Source organism: Edaphobacter sp. HDX4 (genome assembly GCF_036877565.1).
In the GTDB taxonomy this organism is placed as follows: Bacteria; Acidobacteriota; Terriglobia; order Terriglobales; family Acidobacteriaceae; genus Edaphobacter.
On record NZ_JAEDXW010000006.1, the window covers coordinates 123823 to 150511 of the forward strand.

Here is a 26689-nt window from a genome sequence, read left to right on the forward strand (position 1 = left end):
GAAATAGTAACGACGAGAATCAGCAGGCACTATCCTGCATGTGCCTCCCAGAGAGACACCGAGGCATTACAGCTGAAGCTTTACCTACAGATGTAGGTAATAACTGCCGAATACAAAAGGTTTATCCGTTGCGAAACATTTGCTTGATGCCACGCAAGGCCTGTCGGGTTCGCTCCTCGTTTTCGATCAGCGAGAAACGGACGTAGCCGTCGCCATGCTCGCCGAAACCCACGCCGGGACTGACCGCTACCTTGGCATCGGTCAGCAGCTTCTTCGAGAACTCGATCGATCCCAGCGCGCGGTACTGCTCCGGAATCTTTGCCCAGGCGAACATGGTGGCCTTCGGCAACTCCACCGGCCAGCCCAGCTTGTTGAGGCCGGGAACCAGCACATCCCGCCTGCACTTATAGTTCTCGACGATCTCCTTGACGCAGTCCTGCGGACCTTCCAGGGCCTGGATGGAGGCCACCTGGATCGGTGTAAAGGTGCCGTAGTCGAAGTAGCTTTTGATGCGGCCAAGCGCGGCGACGAGCTTCTTGTTCCCGACCATAAAGCCGACACGCCAGCCTGGCATGTTATAGCTCTTGGAGAGCGTGAAGAACTCAACCGCAATATCCTTGGCGCCCGGCACCTCGAGCACACTCGGAGCCCGGTATCCGTCGAAGACTAGATCGGCGTAGGCGAGATCGTGCACCAGATAGATGCCGAGTTCTTTGCAGAGAGCCACCACGCGCTCGAAGAACGGCAGATCGACGCACTGCGTGGTTGGGTTTGCGGGAAAGTTGAGGATCAGGAGCCGGGGTCGTGGCTCCATGCGAGGCAGCTCATCTTCGAGTCGCGCCAGAACCTCGTCCGCGCTCGAGTCCGCGATATTGATGCTCTGCACCCGCGAACCCGCAATGACGGGCCCGAAGATATGGATGGGATAGCTGGGATTCGGCACCGCAACGGTGTCGGCGTCGTCGAGGACAGCGAGACAAAGGTGGGCGATGCCCTCCTTGGAGCCGATGGTGACGATCGCCTCGGTCTCCGGATCGATGTCGACGTTGTAACGCGTCTTGTACCAGTTGGAGATGGCGCGGCGGAGTCGCGGGATGCCGCGCGAGAGCGAGTAGCGGTGGGTCTGGGTCTTCTGCGACGCCTCAATCAGCTTGTTGACGATGTTGGCAGGCGTAGCTCCGTCGGGATTTCCCATTCCGAAGTCGATGATGTCTTCGCCGCGTTTGCGGGCCGCTGCCTTCATCTCGCTTGTAATGTTGAAAACATACGCCGGCAGTCTTGTCAGTCTTCTGAAATCTTCCATTGCCTTACCGCTAGCCCTCTCCATCCATCATGCCATCGCCACCCGATCTCGATGGTGTCATCAGGCGGGAATTTCGCCGATGCTACTTCGCAGTTACGACTACCTGCACCGGCAGACTCTTCGGCGGGTAACAGGCCGCGTTGTCGCAGGCCTGATATCGCAGCACCGCGTTCATCGTGTGGGATCCTGCCTGTGCGATCACCGGCACCTTGACCGTGAAGTTGCCGGTGTAGACGTCAAGCTTTTCGCTGGGATCGAAGCTGAAGCTATACAGCGTACCCGCCGGATACTCCGCCGGCGAAGCCTTCACGCCGGTCGCTGGTTGAAGGTCAAGCTTTGTCGGAATCAGCAGCTCCGACTTCGGAGTGTGGGAGTTAACATGAAATCCTTCTGTCACGTGAAACCGCAGCTCAAGCACTGCTTTTTTTCCCGCAGCAAGGTCCTGTTCCTCCGCTGCGTAGGAGACGTACTGCTTCGGCTTGGGGCCGGGGACAGCCAGGGTTCCCTGCTGACTCCACGCGATGCCGGAGAGCAACAAAACGGCGGCAGCAATCGTATGTCTCACTGCCCCCCCGCCTGCTGGACACCGCCAGAGGCGATAGTCTTTTTAATGTTGGCTTCGATCTGATCTTTCGACCCAAGTCCGGCTGTCTGCTCGACGATGACTCCGTTGCGATCTATATAGAAGGACATGGGCAGCACGTCGAGGCCGCCGTAAGCATCTTGCACCTTGCCGTCGGTCAGCAGGATGGGATAGGTGACGCCGGACCGCTGGGCCACCTTGGCGATCGCATCCTTGCCTGCATCGGCATCGTCGGCCAGACCGAGAATCTCGAATCCCTGGGCGGCGTACTGCTTGCGCAGCTCTTCGAACCAGGGCATCTCTACCTTGCAGGGACCGCACCACGTGGCCCAGAAGTTCACCATAACGGGACGCCCCTTGTAGTCAGCGAGCGAAACCTTCTTGCCCTCAAGATCAGTCAGAGAGAATCCGGGAGCCTTCTTGCCCCGCATCTTGGGAGCGAGCTCATCGTCCCCTTGTGACTCCGCCTGGCCGCCTTTATCGGGAATAAGAATGACCTGGTTCTCCCGGGCCTTCTGCATTGCAAGCTTTCGCTCGCGGAGGTTGTGCCAACCAGCCCAAAGCAGCAGCGAAATCCCGACTACCATGACACCCAGAATTAAGGCTCGACGCATCCGTCTCCAACTTTCCTGCCCGACCTAAGGCGCGGGAGTTTCCCGCAGCAAAACGGGCCTTCTTTCCAGTTTAGACGGAAAGCCTGCAACCGCGGTCACAGGTGACGGAACACGGATGTGGTTCTGCTAGCATCGGGAAGGTTCAGAGAGATGACAGACGTTCCGCTTACCCCCCCGGGCCAAACCTCGCCCTCAGAATATGTGCGCATCGAGGCACAGGCTCTCTTTGAGCTTGCACTGCGCCTGGAGGGCCCTATGCTGCCCGCGTTTACCCGGGCGGTCGACCTTCTGCTGGCGGCGATTGCCCGGCGTAACCGGGTCATCGTGACCGGCATTGGGAAGAGCGGAATCATCGCGCGCAAGATCGCCGCTACCCTGTGCTCGACCGGAACGCCCGCACACTATCTACACCCGGCCGAGGCCGTACATGGAGACCTGGGCATGCTCTCGCATGGAGACACGGTCCTCGTCCTTTCCTCGAGCGGAGAGACAGAGGAGCTGCTGCGCCTGCTCCCATTGCTGAAGCGTCTGGCGGACAAGCTGATTACGCTGTGCGGAAATCCCGCCTCGACGCTCGCCGCAGCCAGCGACGTCGTGCTGGACACCAGCGTCTCCGAGGAGGCCTGTCCGCACAACCTCGCCCCTACCGCCTCAACCACAGTCATGCTGGCGCTGGGCGATGCGCTTGCACTCGAGGTAAGCCGCCGCCGGGGATGGAAGGCGGAAGACTTCGCCGAGCTGCACCCCGGCGGCAGACTGGGCAAGCGGCTGGCGCGGGTCCGCGACCTGATGCATGCAGGCGATGCCCTGCCCCGGGTCTCGACTGCCACACTTCTGCCTGAGGTCATCTATGAGATGTCTCGCAGGAAGCTGGGCATGACAACGGTGCAGGATGAAGATGGCACGCTCAAAGGCATGATCTCCGACGGAGACCTGCGACGACTACTGGAGCGCGATGGCGGCCGTGCGCTCGAGCGGACGGCAGGCGAGATCATGAACCAGAGCCCGGTGACGATTCAGGCCGCCGCCTTCGCCTCTTCCGCGCTGGCCCTGATGGAGGAGAAGAAGATCACTTCCTTGATCGTGACGGGCGCAGATGGACGGCAGGCAGAGGGTGTGCTTCACCTGCATGACCTGTGGACGCTGGAATTGATATGACGCTGAAGTGTGCAGCCGATAGGACAGCTCCGTGAGCGGGAACCAAAAGCAAAATCGCTGCAATTTTTAAATGCAGCGATCGATAGAGGTGTGGAGATGATTTGGTAAGATCGCGGGGGCCGTGCTGAAAAGCGATTGTCTCTGTCCCGCTGGATGCGTCAGCGTCCGACGTTTTGCTGGACGAGCTTGGGTCTCTGCTGGGGGGAGCAGATACTCACCGGACCAGGTTTACTTTGGCGTCTTGTAGACTCGCGCAGCAGTTCTTGCACCTCTCGTATCAGTTGATGCGGTTCGCAGATACTCACCCTTGTGCCATCCAGTATCTCGTGGCCCTCTTCCCAGAAGATGCTCACCAGTTGAAGGACCCGGGTTGTGCTCCACCCGGCATGAGCGAGAGAGTTCAGCTCTGTCCTTTCCTTGAGTGACAGGGTGTGACAGAGCACCACAATGTCGACCTGTTCCTCTCTGAGTACCGACTCAATCCTCGCACTTGAGCCCCACTGCACCTGACACCCGAGCCGCTGCAGCACTGCGGCCCTGGTAGCAAGCAGATGCATATCCTGTCCCGCCAACAAAATTTTGGGCATTATCGTCTCCAGTAATCTGGGGGGTCGTTCTCACGCTGTTGACGCATCAGAGATCTCGGAAGTTAGATCAATGCAACAGAGGGAGCAGCTCTCCAATGGCCATGTAACCCATCCGAACCCTCATGGCTCTTTCATTGAGTGGCCCGGTATTCGTCTGAGAGCTCTTGGTTGCGAGTACGGTGTCCAGAACAGAAAAAAGATTTGCTACAGCACCCAGAACACAAAATCTAAGACATCTGGAGGATCTACGTCTGTCGGACATCAGACATAAATCAAATTTCCTTCATCATCGCGCTTGAGCAGCTTCTCGTATCCCTCATTGACGATGTGATAGCACTCACAGGCGGCTTCCTTCAGCATGGCCCGGTTCAGGATGAGAATCTTCCCCCGGCTGTACTCGATCATTCCACTTCGCTGCAGAACCCCTGCAGCGACGGTCACCGTCGACCGTTGCACACCCAGCATCTGAGCCAGGAACTCCTGCGTCAGATGGAGCTGATCGCTCTCCGTTCTGTCGGCGGACATCAGGAGCCAGCGGGCGAGTCTGGTCTCCACGTCATGGAGGCGATTGCACAAAACAGACTGGCTGATCTGGATGAACTGGAGGTAGGTGAAGTTGTGGATCATTCTCCGGAGTTCTCCTCCGTCAAGGAATACCTCTCGTAGAAGAGAGGCTCGAATGCGGTATCCCCGCCCCTCACCCTGAACGAGAACTGCATGGCCCATCTGCGGCTGACCGAAGAGGGCCGGCAACCCCGAGATGCCCTCTCTTCCAACAAGACCTACTTCAACTGACTCTCCACTACGGGTGAGGGCATCGGTTGAGATCAGGCCACTCTCAGGGAAATAGATATACTCGATGGGCTCGTTCGGCTGCGACACCTCCGTGCCAAGAGTCAGACTTACCGGTTGCAGTGCCTCTGCAATCCGCGCAAATTCTTCGTCCGGAAGCTGGGACAAAATAACATTTCGAGTACGCAGTCGGCGTATCTGGTCGCTCATTAGAGTTTGCAACGGTCCGTCCTCGCGCGAGACGTCTTTCTTTGACCGCGACAGCCGAAGGCGGTTGCCACTGGCAGGTGGGGAAGAACCACGCTATCAAACGACAATACTCTTTTGTTTTCAACATGTATGTCATCTGCCGGACATAACATCCTTATGTCGGACAGGAGACAAAACGGGGCTTAACGAGCCACCGAAGACGCCTCCAGCGAGTGTCGAACTGGACCGATTCGTTGGGTGTTGCCGCCGACGGTAAAATACCGGAATGCATCAGGAAAGAATCCTGAGCCGGAAGGTCATTCAGAACGCATGCATCGCTGGTCGAAAGTTTTCATCCCCACCCTTCGTGAAGCCCCCGCAGACGCAGAGGTCGCCAGCCACAAGCTGCTGCTGCGCGCCGGTTACATTCGTCAGCTCGGCGCCGGCATCTACAACTACCTCTTCCTGGGCAACAGGTCCGTCAACAAGATCGTCGGCATCGTCCGTGAGGAGATGGACAAGATCGGCCAGGAGTTTCTGCTGCCCGCCCTCAACCCTCGCGAGATCTGGGAGGAGTCGGGAAGATGGGACATCATGGGCGAGAACATGTTCCGCCTGAAGGACCGCAAAGGCGCAGACCTTTGCCTGGGGATGACGCATGAAGAGGTGATGACCTCAATCGCCCGCAACGAGCTACGCAGCTACAAGCAGCTTCCGCAGATCTGGTATCAGATTCAGACGAAGTTCCGTGATGAGCCGCGACCGAAATCGGGTCTTCTGCGGGTGCGGCAGTTCATCATGAAGGACGCCTACTCCTTCGACATCGACGAGGCGGGGCTGGACGAGAGCTACAACAAGCACGATAAGGCGTACCGCGCCATCTTCTCGCGCTGCGGACTGGACTTCGTGGCTGTCGATGCGGACTCCGGAGCCATGGGTGGGTCGGCCTCGCAGGAGTTCATGGTCTACACCGACGCAGGCGAAGATCTGATCGCAAGCTCCGCGTCCGGCTATGCGGCAAACATCGAGAAGGCTACCAGCCGTCTCGAGCCGGTCGAGGATCTGCCAGCCTCGGGAGACGGATCGCCGGAGCTGGTCCACACCCCGGGCCAACGCACGATTGAAGAAGTCGGCGAGTTCCTCAAGGTGAAACCGCAACACCAGATGAAGACGATGGCCTACATGGCGGCGCTGCCGGAGGCGGACCACGCCAAGCTGGGCGCGCTGCGGCCCGTCGTCGTCTTTCTGCGCGGGGACCACACACTCAACGAGACCAAGGTGACTGCTCTCGCTGGAGGCGAGCTGCGCCCCATGACGCCTGAAGAGATCGTCGAGGTCTTCAAGGCTCCGCCTGGCTATCTCGGGCCCATCGGGGTTGAGGCAGCGCCGCATCCGAAGAAGCCGGGGACCCTGGTGATCCTGGACAAGGCGCTCGAAGGCCGCGCTAACCTTATCGCCGGAGCAAACAAGGAGGAGTACCACCTGCGGAACGTCACCCCGACTCGCGACTTCAAGCCGACCCTGGTGGCGGACGTGCGCAACGTGATCGAGGGCGAGGGCTGCCCGATCGACGGGTCTCCCCTGCGCATCGGCAAGGCGGTCGAGATCGGCCATATCTTCAAGCTTGGCTACAAGTACACCAAGGCGATGGGCGCCAGCGTTCTCAACCGCGACGGCAAAGAGGTCACACCGATCATGGGAAGCTATGGGATCGGCATCGAGCGTATCCTGACGGCTGCCATTGAGAGCTCCGCCGCTGCCAATGAGGGGCAGTCTTTCGCCCTGCACCCGGCCATCGCTCCGTTCCAGGTCGTTGTGACCATCACGAATACCGCGGATGCGAATCTTCTGGCGGCCGGAGAAAAGGTCGCTGCAGAACTCTCAAAGGCAGGTCTGGACACGCTGCTGGACGATCGTGATGAGCGCGCTGGCGTAAAGTTCAAGGATGCCGACCTCATCGGCATTCCCTATAGGATCAACATCGGCCGCGGCGTAGCGGAAGGTAAGGTCGAACTTGTGGACCGGCTAAACCGCCATACGCAAGAGATTGCACTCGACCAGGTCGTCTCTGCAGTAGCCGATCAGATAACATCCGTTCTGGCACCCCTGCTCCCCGCTTCTGCCGTCTAATCGTCTATAAGAAAGTGCCCTTTGCCAGTCAAACTCAAATACGGCAGTAGCAAATCGAGCGGAAAGCAAACGAGCATCATCGACCGGCTTCATCTGGACAACCGTCTTGTCCGGTATGGCCTGGTTGCGGTGCTTGCCTGTGTGGTCGTCGTTCTCAGCGTCGTCGGCTACTACTACTTCAAGTACGAGAACGTCGTTAACGATCGTCTCGCCAAAGGGCCGATGTTCGCGAGCGTCTCGCAGATCTACGCCGCGCCGCGCGAGATTCGCAACGGGCAGAAGCTCTCCGCCTCGACGATAGCTGCCGACCTGCGGCGTGCCGGTTATAACAGCAATTCGCAGCTTGGCACCTTTCAACTGAACGACGACAGCATCTTTATCAAGCCCGGGCCGGAGAGCTATCACAGCACCGACGGAGCCACCATCTCCGCGCCGAACGGCGTCGTCCAGAAGATCACCGCGGAGAATGGCGCTGCCCTGAGCGCCTATGAGCTCGAGCCCCAGCTGATCACCGCTCTTTCTGAGGAGAACAGCAGGACGAAGCGGCGCATGGTCTCCTACCAGGACATCCCGCCCCAGATGGTGCAGGCGGTCACGTCCATCGAAGATCGCAACTTCTTTGAGCACAGCGGAGTCAACTTCCTGCGCATCATCAAGTGCGGCGTCGAGGACCTCAGCAGCGGACGCAAACGATGCGGCGGCTCGACCATCACGATGCAGCTGGCACGAGGCTTCTTCCTCTCTCCGGAGAAGCGCCTGAAGCGCAAGTTCATCGAGATCCTGATCACGTTCCAGCTTGAGTCCCGCTTCTCCAAGCAGCAGATCTTCGAGATGTACGCCAACCAGATCAATCTGGGACATCGCGGCAGCTACGACATCAACGGTCTCGGCGAGGCTTCGCAGGCCTTCTTCGGCAAGGGTCTCAAACAGCTCGACACCGCCGAGTACGCCCTGCTGGCGGGCATGATTCAGAGCCCCAGCCGCCTCAATCCCTATCGCCACCCCGAGCGTGCTATTGCTCGCCGCAACGTCGTTCTTGATTCGATGGTGGAGACAGGCGCCCTCTCGGAGAGCGCGGCAACCAGAGCCAAGGCCGAGCCGCTGCATCTGGCGGCAGCCGATGTAGACGCCAGCGAGGCTCCTTACTTTGTCGATCTGGTTCACGATCAGCTGGTCCAGCGCATCAGCGATCAGGACCTTGCCCACCAGAGCCTGCGCATCTACACCTCCCTCGACCCGGATCTACAGCGCGCAGCAGCGGAGGCGGTCGACCTGGGCATGAAGAATGTCGATGAGATGGTGCGGAAGAAACATGCGAAGAGCACGGCTCCCTTCACCTATCCGCAGGTCGCACTGGTTGCCTTGAATCCGCACACCGGTCAGATTCTGGCCCTGGTTGGAGGACGCAACTACTCCGCATCGCAGCTCAATCACGCCATGGGCAAGCGTCCTACAGGATCGATCTTCAAGCCCTTCGTCTATGCCGCAGCCTACGACACCTCGCTCAATGGCACGAATATCGACGGCAACGGTCCCTTCACTGCGGTTACCCGGATCAACGACGATCCTCAGGACTTCGGGACAGACGGCAAGCCGTACACGCCGGGCAATTTCGTGAAGGGCGAGTATCCAGGAATGGTCACTGCGGTCGAGGCGCTCGCGCACTCGCTGAACATCGCCACCATCGCCCTTGCCCAGAAGGTCGGCTATGGCAATGTCGCTGCGCTTGCCCGTTCCGCCGGCATTGTCAACGCTCGAGCAACACCATCGGTCGCGATCGGAACCTATAACGCGACCCCGATCGATATGGCGGGTGCATACACCGTCTTTGCTAACAACGGCGTCCATATCAACCCGTGGATGCTTGCCTCGGTGCGCAACACCTCTGGCGACATCGTCGCCGACTACTCACCCAACGCCAAACAGGTGTTGGATCCCCGCGTCGCCTTCCTCACGCAGTCTCTGATGGAGGCAGTAATGAACTACGGCACCGGCGCAGTCGTCCGGGGGCGCGGCTTCACCGCTCCGGCTGCAGGAAAGACCGGCACCGAGCACGATGCCTGGTTCGCGGCCTACACCTCTACCCTGCTCTGCGTCGTCTGGGTAGGCAACGACGACTACACCGATATCAAGATTCAGGGTGCCGATGCCGCCGCACCGATATGGGCGGAGTTTATGAAGCGGGCGATCAAGCTGCCGCAGTACTCGGACGTAAAGCCGTTCTCGCCTCCCGAAGGCGTCAGCATAGCGCGAATCGACCGGGATACAGGCCTGCTGGCCGATCCATCCTGCAGTGAGCACACCATGAACGTGGCCTTCCTGGATGGTACGGTTCCAACGGGAAGCTGCTCGCAGATGCATGACAACCCGCAGAACTTCTTCCAGAAGATCTTCAGCTTCGGCGGACACTCCGAGACGGTCTCTCCCTACGCGCCTGCCACTGCCACTCCACAGGCAGGCACGGCGAACCCTGCGGCGCCGCGTGCTGTGCCGGTCAATCCGGCCAACGGCAATCTTCCGCAGCAGCCTGCAAAGCCTGAGGAGCCCAAGAAGAAGAGAAACTTCTTCCAGAAGATCTTCGGCGGTGGTGGCGGAGACAAAGACAAACAGAACGAGCAGCCGCAGTAGTCCGTGAAAGCAACCAGCTCCCTAAACCCGGGAGATGGGTCGATAGAAGAACGACTCTGCGGTGAACTCCGCCTGGAACAGGTTGGTTGACTCCTCTGCCTGCTCCGCATTTCCCAGCAGGAGGTACCCGTCGGGTGCGGAAACGCGATGCATGGCCTTGAAGACCTGTCCCCTGTCGTCCTGCGAAAAGTAGAGAAGCACATTACGCAGCAGGACCAGATCGAAGACCGGAAGCGGTGGCAGAGGCGCGCAGAGATTCATCTGCTGGAATTCGCAGACAGCGCGCAGGCGAGGACTGATCTCCCACTCTTCTTCGTCGCGGGTCATGTACTTCAGCAGCATTCTGGCGGGGAGCCCGCGATTCACCTCAAGCCGACGATATCTGCCGCGCTGCGCATACTCGACGACCCTCTGCGAGATATCCGTTCCCACGATCTTGACGTCCCAGTACGCTGTCTCGGGAAGGTGTTCAAACAGCAGCATGGCGATGCTGTAGGCCTCCTGGCCGGTGGAGCTTGCAGCACTCCAGATGCGAAGTCTGCGCCGTGATTTGCGCCGCTCCACCAGATCCGGCAGGATCACCTCACGCAGCAGATTGAAGGTCTTCACGTCGCGAAAGAAGCTGGTCTCATTGATCGTCATGGCCTCTGCAACGGCTCGGTGCAGGTGGGGTCGCCGATCGGTCTGTAATAAGCGCACAAAGTCCTGAAGGTCGGAGGCTCCCGCATTGTGCACAATCGGAGTCAGCTTTGCATCGAAGAGTGAGTTGCGCGAAGGGTCGATGAGGTTGGCGGACTGCTTCAGCACCACCTCGCGCAGATAGGCGTAGTCGGAATCAGTACAGGCCATGCGCCGCCTCCCGCCGAGTACCGGGGATCGATGACGGCGTGGCAGGTAAGTCACTCCTCTTGCTCCGTCCGGCACTCACCCTCTGGTTGATCTCGCGTGCCATCGCATCCAGCGGGAGAACCGCGTTTGCGATTCCGGACTCGGCGACCCTCCCCGGCATTCCCCACACCACCGAGCTCGCCTCATCCTGGGCCAGCACTGCCCCTCCCCGGCTGTGAACCGCACGCGCGCCTTCCAATCCGTCGGAACCCATCCCCGTAAGCACCACGGCAAGGGTTCCTGCGCCATACAGTCGAGCTGCTGAAAGGAAGAGGTAGTCCACCGCAGGGCGGCAGTGATGCAGCGGCTCCTGCGAGTGCAGCCTTACCTGGCCCGTAACTCCTCTGTCCTGGCCCAAGGGCCGCGCCGCGACCTCCATATGCATATCGCCTGGCGCCAGCCAAAGGACTCCTGGCTGCAGGAGCGCTCCGGGATACGCCTCTCTCACCTGAAGCTTGCAGCAGCGGTCTAGTCGCTCTGCCAGCACATTGGTAAACAGCTTGGGCATGTGTTGCACGATCAAGGCAGGGACCGGCAAATCCACGGCGAGCCGCGGCAGGAGCTGCTCCAGCGCCGTGGGACCGCCCGTCGAGACCCCGATGACCAGTACCTCAACCGCAGTGCCGGGAGCTTGATCGCGGTCGACCCTACGCTCTGCTGCCCCCGGTGAGACAGCAGAAATCACCGGCCGATCGGGCTCCGCCGTCCGGCTGCGCTCGCCGGCAAAGACAGCGATTCGGGGAAGAAGCTGTTCTGCAAGCGAACGGAGCGCACTCTCAAGATCGCGCTGCCCCGCAGGCTTCATGACGTAGTCTGCTGCTCCGCGCGCCAGTGCATCGAGTGTCGCACGCGCACCTCTCTCCGTGTGCGAGCTGCACATGATTACGGGAAGGCTCGGCATCGTATGGCGAAGCTGGTCCAAAACATCCAGGCCATTCATCCGCGGCATCTCGAGATCGAGGATCAGAACATCCGGCACGAGCCGTGTGACCTCCTGGAGGCATTCGACGCCGTCCCGGGAGACTCCCACCAACTCCATTGCCGGAAGCTCTCCTCGCGGATCGCGGGCTTGGCGCTCAAATAGCTTTCTCAGGATCTCGCGCATGACCGCAGAGTCGTCTGCTGCAAGGACGCGCAGGGGCTGCGCCGCAAGGATACCCATCTCTCCAGATCCTTTTCTACCGCCGAAGCGGCTTCCACGTTCGGTTTTCGTTGCTCGTTCAGGCGGCGAATCCGAGCAGCATCATCTTTTCGCGCAGGCTCTCCGACGTGAAGGGCTTCATCAGAAACTCGTCGGCGCCATTATCCAGAGCCTTCGAGATGAAGTGATTGTCGGCTTCGGTCGTTACCATCATCACCTTCATCTCAGGCTGCAGCTTCAACCTGCGAAGCGCCTTTACGCACTCCAGCCCGTTCATCACCGGCATATTCAGATCGAGAAGCATCAGGTCGAAGTCTGCCTGCGCCTCGAGTACCGCAAGCGCATGGCTCCCATCGACCGCCTCGGCGCAGGTCACGCCCATAGGGCTGAGCAGGTTGCGAAGGTACTCCCGGATGAAGCTCGAATCGTCGACGATCAACGCCTTCATACGCCGTCTCCTGAACCATCCTGGCGGAACATTCCCGTCTCAGCCAGCCGCGAGGGCCGCAGTTTCTGCGGGTCCAGCTGCACCAGCAGGCCATGTTCCGTCTTGTAGGCTCCGTCGAAGAGCCACTTGCACTTTGCATCGAGCGTGCAGGGGTTCGCCTCGAGCATGCTGCGCTGCACAGTGACGACGCCGCCTACAGCATCGACCACCAGGCCAAAACGCTCGTGACCGCCGTCATCATCCAGGACAAGGACACAACCTGCGTCAGGGTTTTCAGCCAGTCCAAGCAGCGCCCGGAAGCTGACCGTCGTCAGGACATCTCCGCGGTACGGAACCACACCGGCGACAAACGCCGGAGCCATGGGTACGCGCTCAAGCTCGCGCTTGCCCAGGACCTCGCGAATTTTTCCGGTGTCGATCCCGAAGGTCTCTTCCCCCGCAAACATCGAACACAGCGATGCGTTCTCCGCCTCTTCCTGCATCTGTTCCAGCTTATGTCCCACGATCTTCATGCCACATCCCTCCAGCTCTTTCCTACGGAACCCGCAAAGCCGCGGAAGATCGTCGTCAGCCGCTCGTTGACCAGCGCAAGATCCATATCTCCGTTGACGGCGTCCTTCTCAAGCATGGCCCCGTCGGAGACATCGAGCACCCTCCGGACGACGATGCCCATGCGCGCCGTCTTCGTGTGCGGATCTCCGCAGATGAGTATGGTGACAGAGGCTTCCTCGTCCTCGAGCGCCTCCATCCCGTCGAGCACGTGACCATCGTCGCGCAGCTGCAACAGCTCCCCGCGATACTGCAGCAAGGCACGTCCATTTGCGTATTCGACCCGGCTGATCGGCACACTCTCGATGCGTTCCACCACTCCCAGCGGAAGTGCGGTTCTCTCGCGGGCACGATCTTCAAAGACCAGGAAGGCAGCCTCATCCTGCTGGCTCTCGACGACTTGATCTTCCACCTCTTCGAGTACGGGCTTGACTCCGGCCCGCGCCGCCGTGGCGGCGATATCGAGAATCAGAGCGAGCGTGCCGTTACCAAGCACAGTCGCTCCAGAGAACAGCCCGATCTCGCGCAACACCGCCGACAGAGGCTTTACCACAATCTCTTCAGGAGCCAGCAGATCATCGACTACCAGGCCATAGCGGCACCCTTCCGCTTCGAGAACAGCCATGTAAAACCCATGTGCCTCGGTGGAATTCCTGAGTCCCAGGAGCCGATCCAGCCATACCATCGGCAGCAGACGTTCCCTCAGGCGGTAGACCTCCGAGGCGCCCACATGCTCGACCACCTTGTCGCGGTCACGCGCGGGAATATAGACCAGTTCCACCAACGTAGTCTGTGGCAGCGCAAAGCTCTGGCCTCCGCTCCGGACGACCAGCGCAGGCACGATGGCGAGCGTCAGAGGAACTCTCAGGCGCAGCGTGGTTCCCACGCCCACCTTCGATTCCAGCTCTACACTTCCGCCCACCTTCTCAACATTCGCGCGCACGACGTCCATGCCGACGCCGCGGCCGGAGACAGTCGTGACCGCCGCGGCCGTGGAGAACCCGGGCAGGAAGATCAGCTGCAGCGCCTCGCGCTCCGACATCTCTTCGGCCTGCTCCGGCGTGACCAGGCCGCGCTCCACCGCCTTGGCCAGAACGCGCTCGATCGCGATGCCGGCGCCGTCATCCGCTACTTCAATAACCACCGACCCGCTCTGATGGAAGGCCTTCAGACGCAGACAACCCTCGGCAGACTTGCCAGCAAGAACACGATCCGCCGGCGGCTCAATCCCATGATCGACGGCATTGCGTACCGCATGCGTGAGAGGATCCTTGATCGCCTCAAGCAGGCTCTTGTCAAGCCCGGTCTCCTGTCCGGAGAACTCAATCCTTACGTCGCGTCCGCAGGTGCGGGCCAGATCACGGACCATGCGTGGGAACTTGCCGAAGAGGTTTCCTACCGGCTGCATGCGCGCCTGCATGACCGTCTCGCGAAGGTCCGCGGTCACACTGTCCAGTCGACGCGCCAGCTCAGGAAAATTCGTTGACTCCACGCCACTCTGCAACATCTGGTTACGGGTCAGAACAAGCTCACCCACCAGGTTCATCATCCGGTTGAGCACCTCGACATCGATGCGCAGTGTCTTGTCGCCGCTGGACGAGCCTGAAGACGGTCCGCCGGACGCAGCGGGGACAGCCTCGGCAGGAGCCGTCTCCGCGGCCTCTTCCACGCCCTTGATCGAGATCACCGGCGCAGCCTTGTCGTGATGTGGAGTCTCGTGCTCGTCACCGTTCAGCATCGCCAGCTCGGCGATCAGGGCTGTGTCTTCGTCGCTCGCCCGCGTGCCCTCGCCACCCGTCTCCTCAATCAGCGACAGGATGCCGCGCAGCCCGTCGAGCAGCCGAAGCAAACCGCTGATCAACTCTTCCGTCACAGACAGACGGCCTTCGCGCAACGAGCCCAGCAGATGCTCTCCCGCATGAGCCAGCTTTTCCAGCCGGCTGAATCCCAGAAACCCTGTCGTGCCCTTGATGGTATGCACCGCTCGAAAGATCTCTCCCACGAGCTGCTGGCTATCCTGCGGCCGGGTCTCAAGCTCGGTCAGGCACCGCTCCATGCGGTCCAGACCATCCTGGCTTTCAGCGATGAATTCTTGTGTCAGGTCGTCCACATCTCTCTTATCGGGAGGAGGCGACAAACCATTAGGAGACGGCGACTTGTCAGCAGCGGCTTCAGCCCGTTAGCCTCTCCCCATGTCTCAAAACGAATCATCACAGCGCCTCTCACCCGCACAGATCGACAGTCTGCGCCGGCAGGCGCTTGCCGTTGCCGCGAGGGCATACTCCCCCTACAGCGGATTCCGGGTAGGAGCAGCCGTCCTGCTCGAAGACGGAAGCATCATCACGGGATGCAACGTGGAAAACGCCTCCTACCGGCTGACCACATGCGCCGAGCAATCGGCGATCGCCTCAGCCGTCGCCCAGTATGGTCCATCCGTCCGCATCCAGGCAGTCGTCATCACGAACCTCAATGACGCCGCAAGCCAACCCTGCGGTGCCTGCCGCCAGACCATTCAGGAGTTCAGCTCGCCCGCCACCGAGATCTTCTTCCCCGCGGAGAACGGCTCTCTCACCCGGGCGACCATCGCCGACCTGCTTCCGCACGCCTTCCTCCTCAAAGAGCAATAACGATTCAACGGGACAGCTTCTTCTATGACTAAAATTCATCCGATCGATGTCATTCTTCACAAGCGCGACGGGCTCGAACTCCGTGACGAGGAGATCCAAGCCTTCATCCGCGCAATCGTGGAGTGGACCCCCAGGCAGCAGCTGGTCACCGACGCGCAGATCGCCTCGCTGCTGATGGCCATCTTTCTGCAAGGCCTCAACCGCCGGGAGCTGGCCACCCTTACCTCGGCGATGCGATTCTCCGGGGAGACCTTCGACGCCGCACCCCTGAAGACCTTCACCATCGACAAGCACTCGACCGGAGGCGTAGGAGACAAGACCTCCCTGCTCGTCGCTCCCATTCTGGCTGCGGCGGGCCTCGCGCATCCCAACGAAGAAGGCATCCCCGGGATCTGTGTTCCCATGATCAGCGGCCGTTCGCTTGGCCACACCGGCGGCACCCTCGACAAGCTCGAAACGATTCCCGGCTTCAACAGCCAGCTCGATCTCAAGCAGCTCGCGGAGACGCTTCGCATCTGCGGCGCGGCTCTCATCGGGCAGACTCCACGCATCGTTCCTGCGGACCGCATCCTTTATGCCCTGCGCGACCACACCGGAACGGTCGAGTCCCCCTTCCTCATCACGGCCAGCATCATGAGCAAGAAGCTGGCGGAGTCACTCAACGCTCTCGTGCTCGACGTGAAGGTCGGCTGCGGAGCCTTCATGCCCACCTATGAAAAGTCCAGGCAGCTGGCTGAACTGATGGTCAGCACCGGCGAAGCTGCGGGAACACGAACCGTCGCCCTGCTCACCAGCATGGAGGAACCTCTTGGCCGCTTCTCCGGAAACTGGGTCGAGGTTTGGGAGTGCGTCGACATCATGCAGGGGAAGCGCCACCCCATGTCGGCAGACCTGATCGAACTCTCGCTCGCTCTCGCCGGATGGATGCTCCATCTCGCGGGCCAGGCCTCGTCTCCGCAACAAGGCGCGCAGCTGGCAGACCAGATCCTCAACTCCGGCGATGCCTATCAAGCTTGGCTGAAGATCATTGCAGCGCAGGGTGGAGATATCTCCGTCTTCGAAGACCCTGCGGCCCACCACAAACCGGCGGCCCGGCGCACTCTCAATGCCACGCAGGCGGGATACCTCTCCTCCATGGATTGCAGGCTGGCTGGCTGGGCGGTGCAACGGCTGGGAGCAGGCCGCGCCAAGCCGGGTGACGCCGTCAGCGCCCATGCCGGAATCGAATCTCACGTGAAGCTCGGCTCTCGCATCGAAGAGGGACAGCCGCTGTTTACGCTCTTCAGTGAAGATCCCTTGAAGCTGGATCAGCCGGAGCAGATGCTCCGTGATACGCTTCGCATCACTCCGCAGCCTCCGAGCATCCCGCCGATCGTGCGCGAGGTCGTCTCAGCAACTCCGACCGGCAATCTTCTCACTCCGGAGATTCCATGACATCTCTCCCGAAGTCCGAAAAAGAAAAGATGCTGGACGGCGAGCTCTACAACGCCGAAGATCCCGTCCTCATAGCCGACCGAGCCCACGCTGCGGAGTTGCAGCAGCGGTATAACTCCATCGCGCATCTTCCATCCACGCACTTCCTGCTATTGCAGCAGATCCTGGGATCCGTCGGCGAAGAGTCCGTCATACGGTCGCCCTTCTTCTTCGATTACGGTTACAACATCCATCTGGGACGCCACGTCTTTCTGAACTTCAACTGCGTTCTCCTGGACGTAAATCGGATCACCATCGGCGACAAAACCCAGATCGGCCCTGGTGTGCAGATTTATGCAGCCGACCATCCCCTCGATCCTGCGCTACGTCGCGCCAACCTGGAAAGTGGCCGTCCTGTTCACATTGGGGCCAACGTCTGGATCGGAGGAGGATCGATCCTGCTGCCCGGCATCAGCGTAGGGGACGATGCTGTCATCGGTGCCGGATCGATCGTTACTCACGATGTACCCGCGGGTGCAAAGGTCTTTGGCAGCCCCGCGCGGATTCGCGATTAGGTCGGATTCTTTTAATTCGCAACAAATTCCTGGTTCTTCTATGCGACCTTTGATCCATAATCACATCTGAGAAGCAATCCATCAGCAGGCTCCGGGCCCCCGCTGTAAAGAAGAAAGCCTGCACGAAGGGCACGGACCTTGATGAACTACGCTTTTCTTCCCGATCTCTCAGCCTTGGCGATCCTGATCGTCATTCTGCTGTTGCTTCGCCGCCACCATCCGCAAAGGCAGACGAATCTATGGCTTCTCGGGCTCTTCTTCACCCTGATCGAATCCTCAGCTCACATCTTCTACGCCCCTGGAGGACTTCCCACGTCCATCCTCCACACCATCGTCATCTCCTGCTATCTTCTGGCGGGCGTGGTGTTTGTGTGGGCGTCGGGCAACTATGAGATCACCGACAGAAGGAGCTTGCAGTTCCTCCTTCTCAACTCGGTTCCACTGCTCGCGATCTGCATAAGTTACGGCCTGCACCTGTTCTTCCGAATGGCCTTCCTTCCGTGGGTGATGGTCGGCCTGATCGTCGGTGTGGCTACCTCTCTGGTCCTTCGCCGAAGCGTCCTGCTTGCGCTGCTCGTCGCCTCCGGCTGGCTCGCCATGGGATACCTGGTCTCGAACGGCCGGTATCGGGACGCCGTTTACTGGAGTCTGGGCATCGTTTACGCGCTCGCTACCGCCAACTTCTACCGCAAACTGCCGAGAGAAAGCACGGGAAGGCTGGCCATCGTTACCGGCTTCTCCATCTGGTCGTTCTTCTTCTTCCTGCACCCGTTCATCGTGACGTACCGGGCCTATGCCGACATTGCGTCGCACATCTGGAACATGCAGAAGTCCCTCATCTCCATAGGGATGATCCTGGTCATGCTGGAAGAGCAGGTCTCCTGCAATCGCTGGCTCGCGCTGCACGATGAGTTGACCGGACTGGCAAATCGACGTTCGTTCGAGGATCACCTTGCAACTTCGCTGGAGCGCTGCCGCCGCTCCCAAAGTGCCCTTGCGCTGTTCATGCTGGACCTTGATGGCTTCAAGCAGATCAACGACACGCACGGACACCATGCTGGCGATCAGTTGTTACAGCATGTCGCGGCAAATCTTCGCGAGCACTTCACCGGCTTCGACTCTATCGCTCGCCTGGGTGGCGATGAGTTCACGATGATGACCTGCAATCCCGGCCATCCGGGCTCGATCGAAGTGTTGCGCGACACGATCCGCGAGACCACGGAGATCCCGTTCCTCTTCGATGGCCACAAGCTGAGCGTCTCGGCCTCTGTCGGAATCGCGCTTTACCCCGACGACGCTGGGGATGCCACACGGCTGCTTCGCATCGCCGACCTTCGCATGTACTCGCTCAAACAGGCGCGTACGCCACTGCGGCATATCCGGCTGGACAGCGTTCCCGCACTCACCGCCAGCGGGCGCTTCCGTGGCAGAACGGCATCCGGACACTTCTAAAGCATTGGTTCTTCCTGGCCTCAGCCATTACACTCATCGCTAAAGCACCATCGCGATACGGCCAGGAGAGCCAACTCTTTGCATCGATTCACCGGAATTCTAGGACTCATCGTCTTTCTTGGGCTCGCCTATGCGTTTTCCACCAACCGGCGCGCCATTCGCTGGCGAACGGTAGCATGGGGTCTTGGACTTCAAATCGTCTTCGCGTTCCTGGTCATCAAGTGGAGCTACGGCCAGACGATCCTTCATGCAGGCAGCAATGCCGTTACCTCCCTGCTGGCGCACGCCGTCGACGGCTCCTCGATGGTCTTCGGTCCTCTCGGAACACCCGGGAATCCTCTCGCTGTCTTCGCCTTCGCGGTGCTCCCGACCATCATCTTCATCTCTGCCTTCTTTGCCCTGCTCTATCACATCGGCTTCATGCAGCAGGTCATACGGGTGGTCGCCTGGATCATGCAGCGCACCATGGGAACCAGCGGCGCAGAATCCACCAACGTCGCGGCCTCGATCTTCATGGGCCAGACCGAGGCTCCGCTGACCATTCGCCCTTTTCTGAATGGAGCCACGCGCTCTGAGCTGATGACCATCATGACCTCCGGCATGGCGCATGTCTCCGGCGGAATCATGGCCGCCTATATCAGCTTCGGCATCAACGCGCAGGATCTCCTCTCCGCGGTCATCATGACCGCCCCCGGAACAATTCTCGTCGCAAAGATGCTGGTTCCCGAGACAGAGCAACCCGCCACCGCCGGCACCGTCAAGATGCCGCCGAACGAGGAGCACAAGAACGATAACTTCATCGCGGCCATCGCGCGCGGCACTATCGACGGAGGCAAGCTCGCCTTCAACGTCGCCATCATGCTCATCAGCTTTCTTGCTCTGGTAGGTCTGTTCAACGCCATTATGCTTGGCATCTCGAACTTCCTCTGGGCGCACGGCCACATACCCTTCCCCCATTCCCTCAACTCAGTCCTTGGGGTCATCGGCGCTCCTGTCGCATGGCTGATCGGCATACCATGGCACGAAGCCCCGGTCATCGGTAACCTGCTTGGCACTCGTGCCGTACTCAACGAGTTTGTGGCCTACACGCAACTCGGCCTGCAGAAGTCTCAGCTCTCGCCGCGGACGTTCTCGATCGCCACCTTCGCCCTCTGCGGCTTCGCAAACATCGGCTCCATCGGCATGCAGATCGGAGGTATCGGAGCCCTGGTTCCGAACCGGCGCAACGATCTCGCACAGCTCGGCCTGCGCGCTATGCTGGCGGGCACGATGGCGAACCTGCTCTCGGCATCCATCGTCTCCATGCTGATTCGATAGACCTCTCGATCGGCTTTTGGAACATGATTCGTCGTTTTTTTCTTCAGCCGATTTCTCTCGCATTTGCGCGCGGACTCCGCACCTGAAATCATCGCAAAGGGAGTGGACCCATCCCGCCATGGTGCGTCCTCACCTTTACACCGCCCTCTAAATCTCCTACCCTTCACTTCGCAAGCTAAAACGGTTTTTACTCCTCTGAAACGAGACGACGCATGACCCTGAACCGCAGATCCTTTCTCAAGGTCGGCAGCCTCGCTGCTGCAGCCACCAGCCTTAACGTTCTCGCCGAACCCGAACAAGCTCCCGCTCCCAAATCTGCCAACGACACAATTCAGCTCGCTCTGATCGGTGCAGGCATTCAGGGACAGTCCGACATGGGGCATGCCCTTCAGGTGCCGGGCGTAAAGCTGGTCGCCGTCGCTGACTGCTATGACGGCCGTCTTGCCCATACGAAAGAGCTCTGGGGAGCGGATCTCTTCACGACCCGGGACTACCGCGAGATTCTGGCCCGTCAGGACGTCGATGCCGTCCTGATTGCCACACCTGACCACTGGCACAAGCAGGCTGCGGTCGACGCCATGAAGGCAGGCAAAGATGTCTACCTCGAAAAGCCGATGATCCACGTCTATCCCGATGGCCCAGAGATCATCTCCACCGCGCACTCCACCAACCGCATCCTTCAGGTTGGTAGCCAGCGTGTGAGCTCGGTCGTCTACGCCAAGGCAAAAGAGCTGCTCGCATCCGGAGCCATCGGCGAGCTCAACATGGTCAGCGCTCGCTGGGATCGCAACTCCTCCATCGGAGCATGGAACTACTCCATCCCGCTGGACGCCAGCACGGAGACCTGCGATTGGCCACGCTTTCTCGGCTCGGCCCCAAAGATCCCCTGGAATGCCGAGCGATTCTTTCAGTGGCGCAAGTGGAGCGACTACGGCTCCGGTGTCGCAGGAGACCTCTTCGTTCACCTCTTCAGCGGAACTCACTTCATCACCGGAGCCCACGGCCCCACCCGTGCAATGGGAACCGGAGGCATTCGCTTCTGGAAGGATGGACGCGACGCTCCGGACGTCCTGCTCGCCCTCTTCGATTATCCCCAGGGCTTCAATCTCAGCCTGCGCGTGAACTTCGTCAACGGCGGCGAGGAGAGCGAGGGCTTTCTTTTCACCGGGTCCGAGGGCACGATGGAGATCGCCGGGCAGACCGTCACCGTCACCCGGGTTCCCCGCGAAAAGGAGCCCGGCTACACCGTCTCCACCTTCACCAACGAGATGCAGAAGGAGTATCTGGCGAAGTATCGGCAGAAGTATCCCAACACTCCTCCGGAGGGCTCGACCTACAAGGCCATCGAAAAGTTCTCCGCGCCCAAGGGCTACTCCGACAATGTCGATCACTTCCGCAACTTCTTCTCCTCGGTTCGCACGCGCAAGCAGCCGGTGGAAGACGCAACCTTCGGATTCCGTGCCGCAGGAGCCGCTCTGCTCAGCAACCTGAGCCTGAAACGCGAGGCGATGGTCAAGTGGGATCCCGAAACCATGAAGCTCGTCTGATCGCGACAAGGTCATCGCGATACTAACGAAATACAAGCACGGCGACGTCTTCCGCAGCCGCAATCGCGGGAGGCGTCGTGCACCTTCGAAGCTACGAGGAATATGAAAAAGATCTCTTTATTCGCCACCTTCTGCGCCCTGGCCGCAACTCTCTCTGCACCCGCACAGACGCCAGCCACCTCCTCCAACACTCCCATCCGGGTCGTGATCGTAGGACTCGTCCACGGTCACGTCAAAGGCTTTCTGTCAGCGCTGCCGAAAAATCCTGCCGCCCAGCTCGTCGGCATCGTTGAGCCCAACAAGCAGCTCGCCCAGCAATACGCCACGCAATACCATCTCGATCCCTCCCTCTTCTCTACCGACCTCGAGCAGACCCTCACCGCGAAGCATCCGGATGCCGTGCTCGTCTACACCACCATCAAGGACCACCGCCGCGTTATCGAAGCCGCCGCTCGCCACAACATAAGCTCCATGGTTGAAAAGCCTCTCTCCACCACGATGGAAGACGCGCTCGCCATCCGCCGCGCCGCCCGCGAGCACCACGTCAACGTGCTGGTCAACTACGAGACCACCTGGTACAGCTCCAACGCCGAGGCCATCCGGGAAGCCAACGACGACAAGCTGGGCCAGGTCCGCAGGATCGTCGTCCACGATGGCCATGAAGGTCCAAAAGAGATTGGAGTCGGCCCGGAATGGCTCCCCTGGCTGACAGACCCGGTCCAGAACGGCGCCGGAGCTCTCTTCGACTTTGGCTGCTACGGTGCCGATCTCTCAACGGTCCTTATGCACGGCAAAGCTCCCGCCTCCGTCACTGCGGTCGCGCAGACTGACAAGCCTGCCATCTACCCGCACGTCGACGACGAGGCCACTGTCATCCTCCGCTATCCCGGCGCCCAGACCGTGCTCATGCCCTCCTGGAACTGGCCCTTCGCCCGCAAAGACATGGAGGTCTACGGCGCGACCGGATACCTCATCACCGTTGGCCCCGGTGGAGTTCGCACCCGCTACAAGGGCGAAAAGACGGAAGCCACAAGCACCGCCCCGGCCTTGCCCGCAGACCAGCGTGACTCTCTCTCCTATCTCGCTGCCGTGCTTCACGGACAGGTCAAGCCCGAAGGCGACCTCTCTTCGCTCGATACCAACATGATCGTCATGCAGATTCTCGACGCTGCCCGCACCTCGGCCAGGACCGGGCGCACGGTCGAGCTCAAACCACTCCCACAGTAAGCCACTCGCACCCGATGCCTCACCACGACGCCAGACCTCAGGTCTGGCGTCTCTCATTTTCCGATCACGATGATGCCCCTATCGCACCCGCCGATAGAGAGCGAACGCCGCAGGCCCATTCGGCTGCTGCGCATAGTGTGACCACGCCTGACGAAACCCGCTGTCCTTCTGGAACCACGCCAGCGTATCCACGTTTCTGCCCTCGAGCGTCTGGCACTCATGAGCATCGTCGCACTGTTCAATCATCACGATCGACGGCTGGAAGTGATTCAAATCCTGTGCAATCTCATCGCGCTGCACCTTCGACACAGCAGCCAGCGTTGTCGCACTCAGTTGCTTGAAAGGCCTCTCCTCGTCGACGGGTCCCTGCTCATTGAGAACGATCGCCGGGAAGAAACTAAGACACGGAAATCGTGCGCCCCACTGCCATCCCAGATCAGCGACATCTGCCAGCCATCCCACCGTCGTTGAAAACACCAGCACCGTCCCGGGTTGGCCTTGCTCCTTCAGAAAGCGATACACGTCGGAACGCTGCACAGGGGGCCGCCGCAGTTGTCGTGGAAAGAACCCGAGTCCCGCCGCCACCGCGGCAGTCAGACATACCGCGGCGACAGCTCCATTCAAGCTGTAGCGTTCCCATCCTCCAATCGGCGCCGGCAGCAAACTCAGCACAAAAAACGTCGCCGAAAGGATGAGGAACGCGCTCGATGGTGACCGATGATACGGCCAGTCCGTGCGCTGCAGTGCATAGGCGAACGACGAGCCGACGCTCGCCGCTCCAAATACTGCGGCCGTCAGCGAGAACGGATGGGAGCGCACCACAAACACCGACAGCCCAAGCAGTACAAGCGCCACCACGATCCGGAGCTCCATGGACATCACCAAGGCAAATACCGAAGAGGTTCCGTAGGCCCAGTAGGTCTCCACCAGCAGCGGCACAATCTGCCTTGTGTACGCCGGAGTCACGACTCGCACCGCCAGCAAATACGCCGCGCCGGTTGCAATCAGCGCCAGCACCTCCGGGCTTATCAGGCGCCGCGGGCTGCGTCGGTCCAAGGCCAGCACCAGCTCCGCAGCGATGATCGCCAGCGCCTGATGCGGCTTGAAGCAGATCGCGATCCCCGCCGCAACTCCCAGCGCGCATCGTTCGGCGCGAGACAGTCCTGAGATCTCTCCCGTACCAATCGCAAAGAGATACGGCAGGGCGAGGATCACGAAGAGATGCTCCCTCTGCCCGAAGTTCCAGGGGTCGATTCTCAATCCGACGTACAGAATCGCGAGTGCGCCGAAGGCTCGAACCGCCCCGCGCTGCACCACCTCCCACCGCCTCAGCATGCGCATCGACCAGATCGTGCTTCCCATCAGCAGAACAAACACCAGCAGTCGCAGGCACATAGTCGCTGACATCGGAAATATGCGCGACATCAGCACCGGCAGAACGGAAAACCAGACCACCAGCGGCGGATTCGTATCCGACACATACGGCCCATACATCTGTGCTCCATTTAGCACCCTGTTCGCCGCAATCAGGTACCAGGACTGATCGTGTCCCGATGGAGAGGTGTACAGCACCGCCGCCTGGTGCATGGCATACAACACCATGCATGCCACCGGCACAAGCGCCAGGAAAGGGACAGAGGCAAGACGCCTTCTGAACATCAGGCAAGACGCTCGTAGAACGGCTGAAGTGTCGTTTCAAAAACTGGGAACGTCTCCTTCACCGAACCCAGCATCTGCTGACGATAATCGACGAAACACTTGTAATCGGCCAGTGGAACGATCAGCCGCTGCACCCTGCTGTTCAGCAGCATCAGGATCGACGACAGCGTCACGCTCAGCACCTGGACCAGGAGAATCACCATCCCGAACGACACCGTCGTCGCCCATCCGGGCGTAGCAAACCGGGGTAGGAACAGCCGCAGCGAAAGCACCACGGAGATCGAGACCGTGCTGATCCCAGCCAGGATCAAGGTCAGAATCATCAGCCGCACAAAGATCGTCTCCGCATACACCGAGATCCCGCTAAATCCGTGAACTACGAGTGACGTCAGATTCATCTTCGACTTCCCTGCATACCGCTTCGCGCGATCGACAGGAAGGCAGTGAATCGGAATCCTCGATCGCAGCACCGCCGCGGGAAGGTTATTCCAGAGATCGGAGACCCTGACCAGCCGCCGAACGTAACTCCGCGAGAACAGTGAGAAGTTCCCAAACGAGATCTGCCTCCCCGTCAGCAGCCGGAATGCGCACTTGTACAGCACATACGACATCTTGAAGGTTAGGTTCTCCGATCGCCGCCGCCTCCGAGCAACGACGCAGAAGTCGCGCCGGTTTCCAGCCGCCTCCAGCATCCGCTCGATCGCCCGTGGAGAGTCTTCGCCGTCCGCATCCATCACCAGGACCGCGTCGAAGTTGTCGTCCTCCGCGGCTGTCGCCAATCCAATTGCAATCGCGCGCTGATGGCCGACGTTCGAGTAGAGATGGATGATCTCGACCGACTCCAGATTCCGCAGCCCTTCGACATCGCGCAGCTCGTCCTCCGGAGGATGAGTCGAACCGTCGTTGACTGCGCTGACCGCCATTCGTACGGGGAGGGTACGCGCCACGTCATCCAACTCACAAAGCAGGATGTTGAACGAAGTCCAGTCGTTGAAGACCGGGATGATCAGCCGCAGTTTCTGCATGGCTGCCTGCTTCAAACTGATATGCCCATCTGCGGGAGCCCGTGTTGTACGTTCGATGCGTTCTGGCCAGTCTACGCAGCTGGTTTGCGCCAGATTCCTATAATCGACTTGCCAACTGCATACCCCAGCATGGGATCGACAACCCGCGAGGCCGGAATAATCCACCGGTCCCACGCTCCTATCTGGCTGCGGGTGGGCGTCGACTGCCGCAGGAACATCTGGTTGGCGGCCGAGGCAAAGATCCCGCAGGCGTCCAGGTAAAACATCTTCTCCAGCACCATCCCTGCCGGGGAAACCCTCTTCAACGACATACGGTTGTAACGCCGGAAGTGACCGATGGCAGCATCGAAAGGCGTATACAGCCACTGGTGTGCCGGGGACAGGACAACGATCCTTCCTCCGGGCCGCAGTCGAGCCTCCGCCTCCCTCATCTCCTCCACGTCGTCCTCTATATGCTCCAGCACATCGATGTACACGATGGTGTCGAACTGGTCGGCCTTATCCATGGTCCGCAGCGTCCCGCAAAGATCCTCGAACCTCGATCCCCCGTTCATCTCCCGCAGTCTCGCTCTCAACCGGTCCACCAGCGCAGGATCGGGTTCCAGGCACACCCACCGGCCTCCGCTCTGCCCGCACATCACCTCGGTGTTCGATCCGATCCCCGCGCCCACTTCGAGGATGTCTCCGGAGAGAAAGCGTCGGATGCTCCCGGACCAGTACGACTTCCAGTTCCTGGCCTCGGCAAAGACGTCCAGCTCCGACCCTACATAGTGAAAATCACCCATGCGCCCGGTTCCCCCGAACTCCCGGTTTACCTTCGTGGCCCGACTTCGAGCC

The 26689-nt window shown here is 60.2% G+C and carries 23 protein-coding genes; 10 read left to right on the forward strand and 13 right to left on the reverse strand.

Annotated features, from left to right (window positions below):
* Window positions 1-121 precede the first annotated feature (121 nt).
* The 3 genes from alaC to JAO29_RS08240 form a co-directional block, all read right to left on the reverse strand.
* A complete protein-coding gene (alaC, locus tag JAO29_RS08230) occupies window positions 122-1303 on the reverse strand; it encodes an alanine transaminase (RefSeq protein ID WP_334267719.1) in 1182 nt (393 codons plus the stop codon).
* 82 nt (window positions 1304-1385) lie between these two features.
* Entirely contained in the window at window positions 1386-1868 is a 483-nt protein-coding gene (locus tag JAO29_RS08235; protein WP_334267720.1) for a protein-disulfide reductase DsbD domain-containing protein, read from the reverse strand.
* Window positions 1865-2500, reverse strand: coding sequence for a TlpA family protein disulfide reductase (locus JAO29_RS08240; RefSeq protein ID WP_334267721.1), 636 nt, complete (start codon window positions 2498-2500; stop codon window positions 1865-1867). The genes JAO29_RS08235 and JAO29_RS08240 overlap by 4 nt, the downstream gene beginning before the upstream one ends.
* 150 nt (window positions 2501-2650) lie before the next feature.
* Here JAO29_RS08240 and JAO29_RS08245 point away from each other — a divergent pair, with 150 nt between their 5' ends.
* Entirely contained in the window at window positions 2651-3658 is a 1008-nt protein-coding gene (locus JAO29_RS08245) for a KpsF/GutQ family sugar-phosphate isomerase (RefSeq protein WP_334267722.1), read from the forward strand.
* A gap of 158 nt (window positions 3659-3816) precedes the next feature.
* On the opposite strand, the gene JAO29_RS08250 is transcribed toward JAO29_RS08245, so the two are convergent.
* Window positions 3817-4245 (reverse strand): hypothetical protein, encoded by a 429-nt coding sequence (locus JAO29_RS08250; RefSeq protein ID WP_334267723.1) that lies wholly within the window; start codon window positions 4243-4245, stop codon window positions 3817-3819.
* A 261-nt stretch (window positions 4246-4506) separates the two neighbouring features.
* Window positions 4507-5205, reverse strand: a complete 699-nt coding sequence (locus tag JAO29_RS08255; RefSeq protein WP_334267724.1) for a Crp/Fnr family transcriptional regulator — start codon at window positions 5203-5205, stop codon at window positions 4507-4509.
* 351 nt (window positions 5206-5556) lie between these two features.
* On the opposite strand from JAO29_RS08255, the gene JAO29_RS08260 reads away from it, so the two are divergent.
* Window positions 5557-7356 carry a proline--tRNA ligase gene (locus JAO29_RS08260; protein ID WP_334267725.1) on the forward strand — a complete coding sequence of 600 codons (1800 nt, stop codon included), beginning with the start codon at window positions 5557-5559 and terminating at the stop codon, window positions 7354-7356.
* Between the two features lie 21 nt (window positions 7357-7377).
* Window positions 7378-9984, forward strand: coding sequence for a transglycosylase domain-containing protein (locus tag JAO29_RS08265; RefSeq protein ID WP_334267726.1), 2607 nt, complete (start codon window positions 7378-7380; stop codon window positions 9982-9984).
* Between the two features lie 21 nt (window positions 9985-10005).
* Here the strand turns inward: JAO29_RS08265 and JAO29_RS08270 are convergent, their stop codons facing one another.
* From JAO29_RS08270 to JAO29_RS08290, 5 genes are read right to left on the reverse strand one after another with little or no spacing between them, the layout of a single operon-like run.
* Window positions 10006-10833 carry a CheR family methyltransferase gene (locus JAO29_RS08270; RefSeq protein ID WP_334267727.1) on the reverse strand — a complete coding sequence of 276 codons (828 nt, stop codon included), beginning with the start codon at window positions 10831-10833 and terminating at the stop codon, window positions 10006-10008.
* Window positions 10820-12034 (reverse strand): chemotaxis-specific protein-glutamate methyltransferase CheB, encoded by a 1215-nt coding sequence (gene cheB, locus JAO29_RS08275; protein ID WP_334267728.1) that lies wholly within the window; start codon window positions 12032-12034, stop codon window positions 10820-10822. The genes JAO29_RS08270 and cheB overlap by 14 nt, the downstream gene beginning before the upstream one ends.
* 58 nt (window positions 12035-12092) lie before the next feature.
* Window positions 12093-12461 (reverse strand): response regulator, encoded by a 369-nt coding sequence (locus JAO29_RS08280; protein WP_334267729.1) that lies wholly within the window; start codon window positions 12459-12461, stop codon window positions 12093-12095.
* Window positions 12458-12973 carry a chemotaxis protein CheW gene (locus tag JAO29_RS08285; protein WP_334267730.1) on the reverse strand — a complete coding sequence of 172 codons (516 nt, stop codon included), beginning with the start codon at window positions 12971-12973 and terminating at the stop codon, window positions 12458-12460. The genes JAO29_RS08280 and JAO29_RS08285 overlap by 4 nt, the downstream gene beginning before the upstream one ends.
* Window positions 12970-15120, reverse strand: a complete 2151-nt coding sequence (locus tag JAO29_RS08290; RefSeq protein WP_334267731.1) for a chemotaxis protein CheA — start codon at window positions 15118-15120, stop codon at window positions 12970-12972. Before JAO29_RS08290 ends, JAO29_RS08285 begins: the two co-directional genes overlap by 4 nt.
* Window positions 15121-15202: 82 nt before the next feature.
* Here JAO29_RS08290 and cdd point away from each other — a divergent pair, with 82 nt between their 5' ends.
* From cdd to JAO29_RS08325, 7 genes are all read left to right on the forward strand, one after another.
* Window positions 15203-15637: a cytidine deaminase gene (cdd, locus tag JAO29_RS08295; protein WP_334267732.1), complete on the forward strand. Its 435-nt coding sequence runs from the start codon at window positions 15203-15205 to the stop codon at window positions 15635-15637.
* A gap of 24 nt (window positions 15638-15661) precedes the next feature.
* On the forward strand, window positions 15662-17071 hold the full coding sequence (locus JAO29_RS08300; protein WP_334267733.1) for a thymidine phosphorylase: 1410 nt from the start codon (window positions 15662-15664) through the stop codon (window positions 17069-17071).
* On the forward strand, window positions 17068-17625 hold the full coding sequence (locus tag JAO29_RS08305) for a sugar O-acetyltransferase (protein ID WP_334267734.1): 558 nt from the start codon (window positions 17068-17070) through the stop codon (window positions 17623-17625). The genes JAO29_RS08300 and JAO29_RS08305 overlap by 4 nt, the downstream gene beginning before the upstream one ends.
* A 141-nt stretch (window positions 17626-17766) precedes the next feature.
* A complete protein-coding gene (locus JAO29_RS08310; protein ID WP_334267735.1) occupies window positions 17767-19077 on the forward strand; it encodes a GGDEF domain-containing protein in 1311 nt (436 codons plus the stop codon).
* Window positions 19078-19155: 78 nt separating this feature from the next.
* A complete protein-coding gene (locus JAO29_RS08315) occupies window positions 19156-20394 on the forward strand; it encodes a NupC/NupG family nucleoside CNT transporter (protein WP_334267736.1) in 1239 nt (412 codons plus the stop codon).
* A 212-nt stretch (window positions 20395-20606) separates the two neighbouring features.
* The gene (locus JAO29_RS08320) at window positions 20607-21941 is read left to right on the forward strand and encodes a Gfo/Idh/MocA family protein (protein WP_334267737.1); all 1335 of its coding nucleotides are present in this window, start codon (window positions 20607-20609) and stop codon (window positions 21939-21941) included.
* A 102-nt stretch (window positions 21942-22043) separates the two neighbouring features.
* Window positions 22044-23168, forward strand: a complete 1125-nt coding sequence (locus tag JAO29_RS08325) for a Gfo/Idh/MocA family protein (protein WP_334267738.1) — start codon at window positions 22044-22046, stop codon at window positions 23166-23168.
* Window positions 23169-23246: 78 nt separating this feature from the next.
* On the opposite strand, the gene JAO29_RS08330 is transcribed toward JAO29_RS08325, so the two are convergent.
* The 3 genes from JAO29_RS08330 to JAO29_RS08340 form a co-directional block, all read right to left on the reverse strand.
* Window positions 23247-24827: a hypothetical protein gene (locus JAO29_RS08330; RefSeq protein WP_334267739.1), complete on the reverse strand. Its 1581-nt coding sequence runs from the start codon at window positions 24825-24827 to the stop codon at window positions 23247-23249.
* Window positions 24827-25852 carry a glycosyltransferase gene (locus tag JAO29_RS08335; RefSeq protein ID WP_334267740.1) on the reverse strand — a complete coding sequence of 342 codons (1026 nt, stop codon included), beginning with the start codon at window positions 25850-25852 and terminating at the stop codon, window positions 24827-24829. Before JAO29_RS08335 ends, JAO29_RS08330 begins: the two co-directional genes overlap by 1 nt.
* A 71-nt stretch (window positions 25853-25923) precedes the next feature.
* Window positions 25924-26637: a class I SAM-dependent methyltransferase gene (locus JAO29_RS08340; RefSeq protein WP_334267741.1), complete on the reverse strand. Its 714-nt coding sequence runs from the start codon at window positions 26635-26637 to the stop codon at window positions 25924-25926.
* Window positions 26638-26689 lie beyond the last annotated feature (52 nt).

What these genes read in the sequence shown, in the direction of transcription:
- alaC (WP_334267719.1), bottom strand. Translation starts at nt 1,303, where the DNA reads ATGGAAGATTTCAGAAGACTGACAAGACTGCCGGCGTATGTTTTCAAC.
- JAO29_RS08240 (WP_334267721.1), bottom strand. Translation starts at nt 2,500, where the DNA reads ATGCGTCGAGCCTTAATTCTGGGTGTCATGGTAGTCGGGATTTCGCTG.
- JAO29_RS08245 (WP_334267722.1), top strand. Translation starts at nt 2,651, where the DNA reads ATGACAGACGTTCCGCTTACCCCCCCGGGCCAAACCTCGCCCTCAGAA.
- JAO29_RS08250 (WP_334267723.1), bottom strand. Translation starts at nt 4,245, where the DNA reads ATGCCCAAAATTTTGTTGGCGGGACAGGATATGCATCTGCTTGCTACC.
- JAO29_RS08260 (WP_334267725.1), top strand. Translation starts at nt 5,557, where the DNA reads ATGCATCGCTGGTCGAAAGTTTTCATCCCCACCCTTCGTGAAGCCCCC.
- JAO29_RS08270 (WP_334267727.1), bottom strand. Translation starts at nt 10,833, where the DNA reads ATGGCCTGTACTGATTCCGACTACGCCTATCTGCGCGAGGTGGTGCTG.
- cheB (WP_334267728.1), bottom strand. Translation starts at nt 12,034, where the DNA reads ATGGGTATCCTTGCGGCGCAGCCCCTGCGCGTCCTTGCAGCAGACGAC.
- JAO29_RS08280 (WP_334267729.1), bottom strand. Translation starts at nt 12,461, where the DNA reads ATGAAGGCGTTGATCGTCGACGATTCGAGCTTCATCCGGGAGTACCTT.
- JAO29_RS08285 (WP_334267730.1), bottom strand. Translation starts at nt 12,973, where the DNA reads ATGAAGATCGTGGGACATAAGCTGGAACAGATGCAGGAAGAGGCGGAG.
- cdd (WP_334267732.1), top strand. Translation starts at nt 15,203, where the DNA reads ATGTCTCAAAACGAATCATCACAGCGCCTCTCACCCGCACAGATCGAC.
- JAO29_RS08300 (WP_334267733.1), top strand. Translation starts at nt 15,662, where the DNA reads ATGACTAAAATTCATCCGATCGATGTCATTCTTCACAAGCGCGACGGG.
- JAO29_RS08305 (WP_334267734.1), top strand. Translation starts at nt 17,068, where the DNA reads ATGACATCTCTCCCGAAGTCCGAAAAAGAAAAGATGCTGGACGGCGAG.
- JAO29_RS08310 (WP_334267735.1), top strand. Translation starts at nt 17,767, where the DNA reads ATGAACTACGCTTTTCTTCCCGATCTCTCAGCCTTGGCGATCCTGATC.
- JAO29_RS08320 (WP_334267737.1), top strand. Translation starts at nt 20,607, where the DNA reads ATGACCCTGAACCGCAGATCCTTTCTCAAGGTCGGCAGCCTCGCTGCT.
- JAO29_RS08325 (WP_334267738.1), top strand. Translation starts at nt 22,044, where the DNA reads ATGAAAAAGATCTCTTTATTCGCCACCTTCTGCGCCCTGGCCGCAACT.
- JAO29_RS08330 (WP_334267739.1), bottom strand. Translation starts at nt 24,827, where the DNA reads ATGTTCAGAAGGCGTCTTGCCTCTGTCCCTTTCCTGGCGCTTGTGCCG.
- JAO29_RS08335 (WP_334267740.1), bottom strand. Translation starts at nt 25,852, where the DNA reads ATGCAGAAACTGCGGCTGATCATCCCGGTCTTCAACGACTGGACTTCG.
- JAO29_RS08340 (WP_334267741.1), bottom strand. Translation starts at nt 26,637, where the DNA reads ATGGGTGATTTTCACTATGTAGGGTCGGAGCTGGACGTCTTTGCCGAG.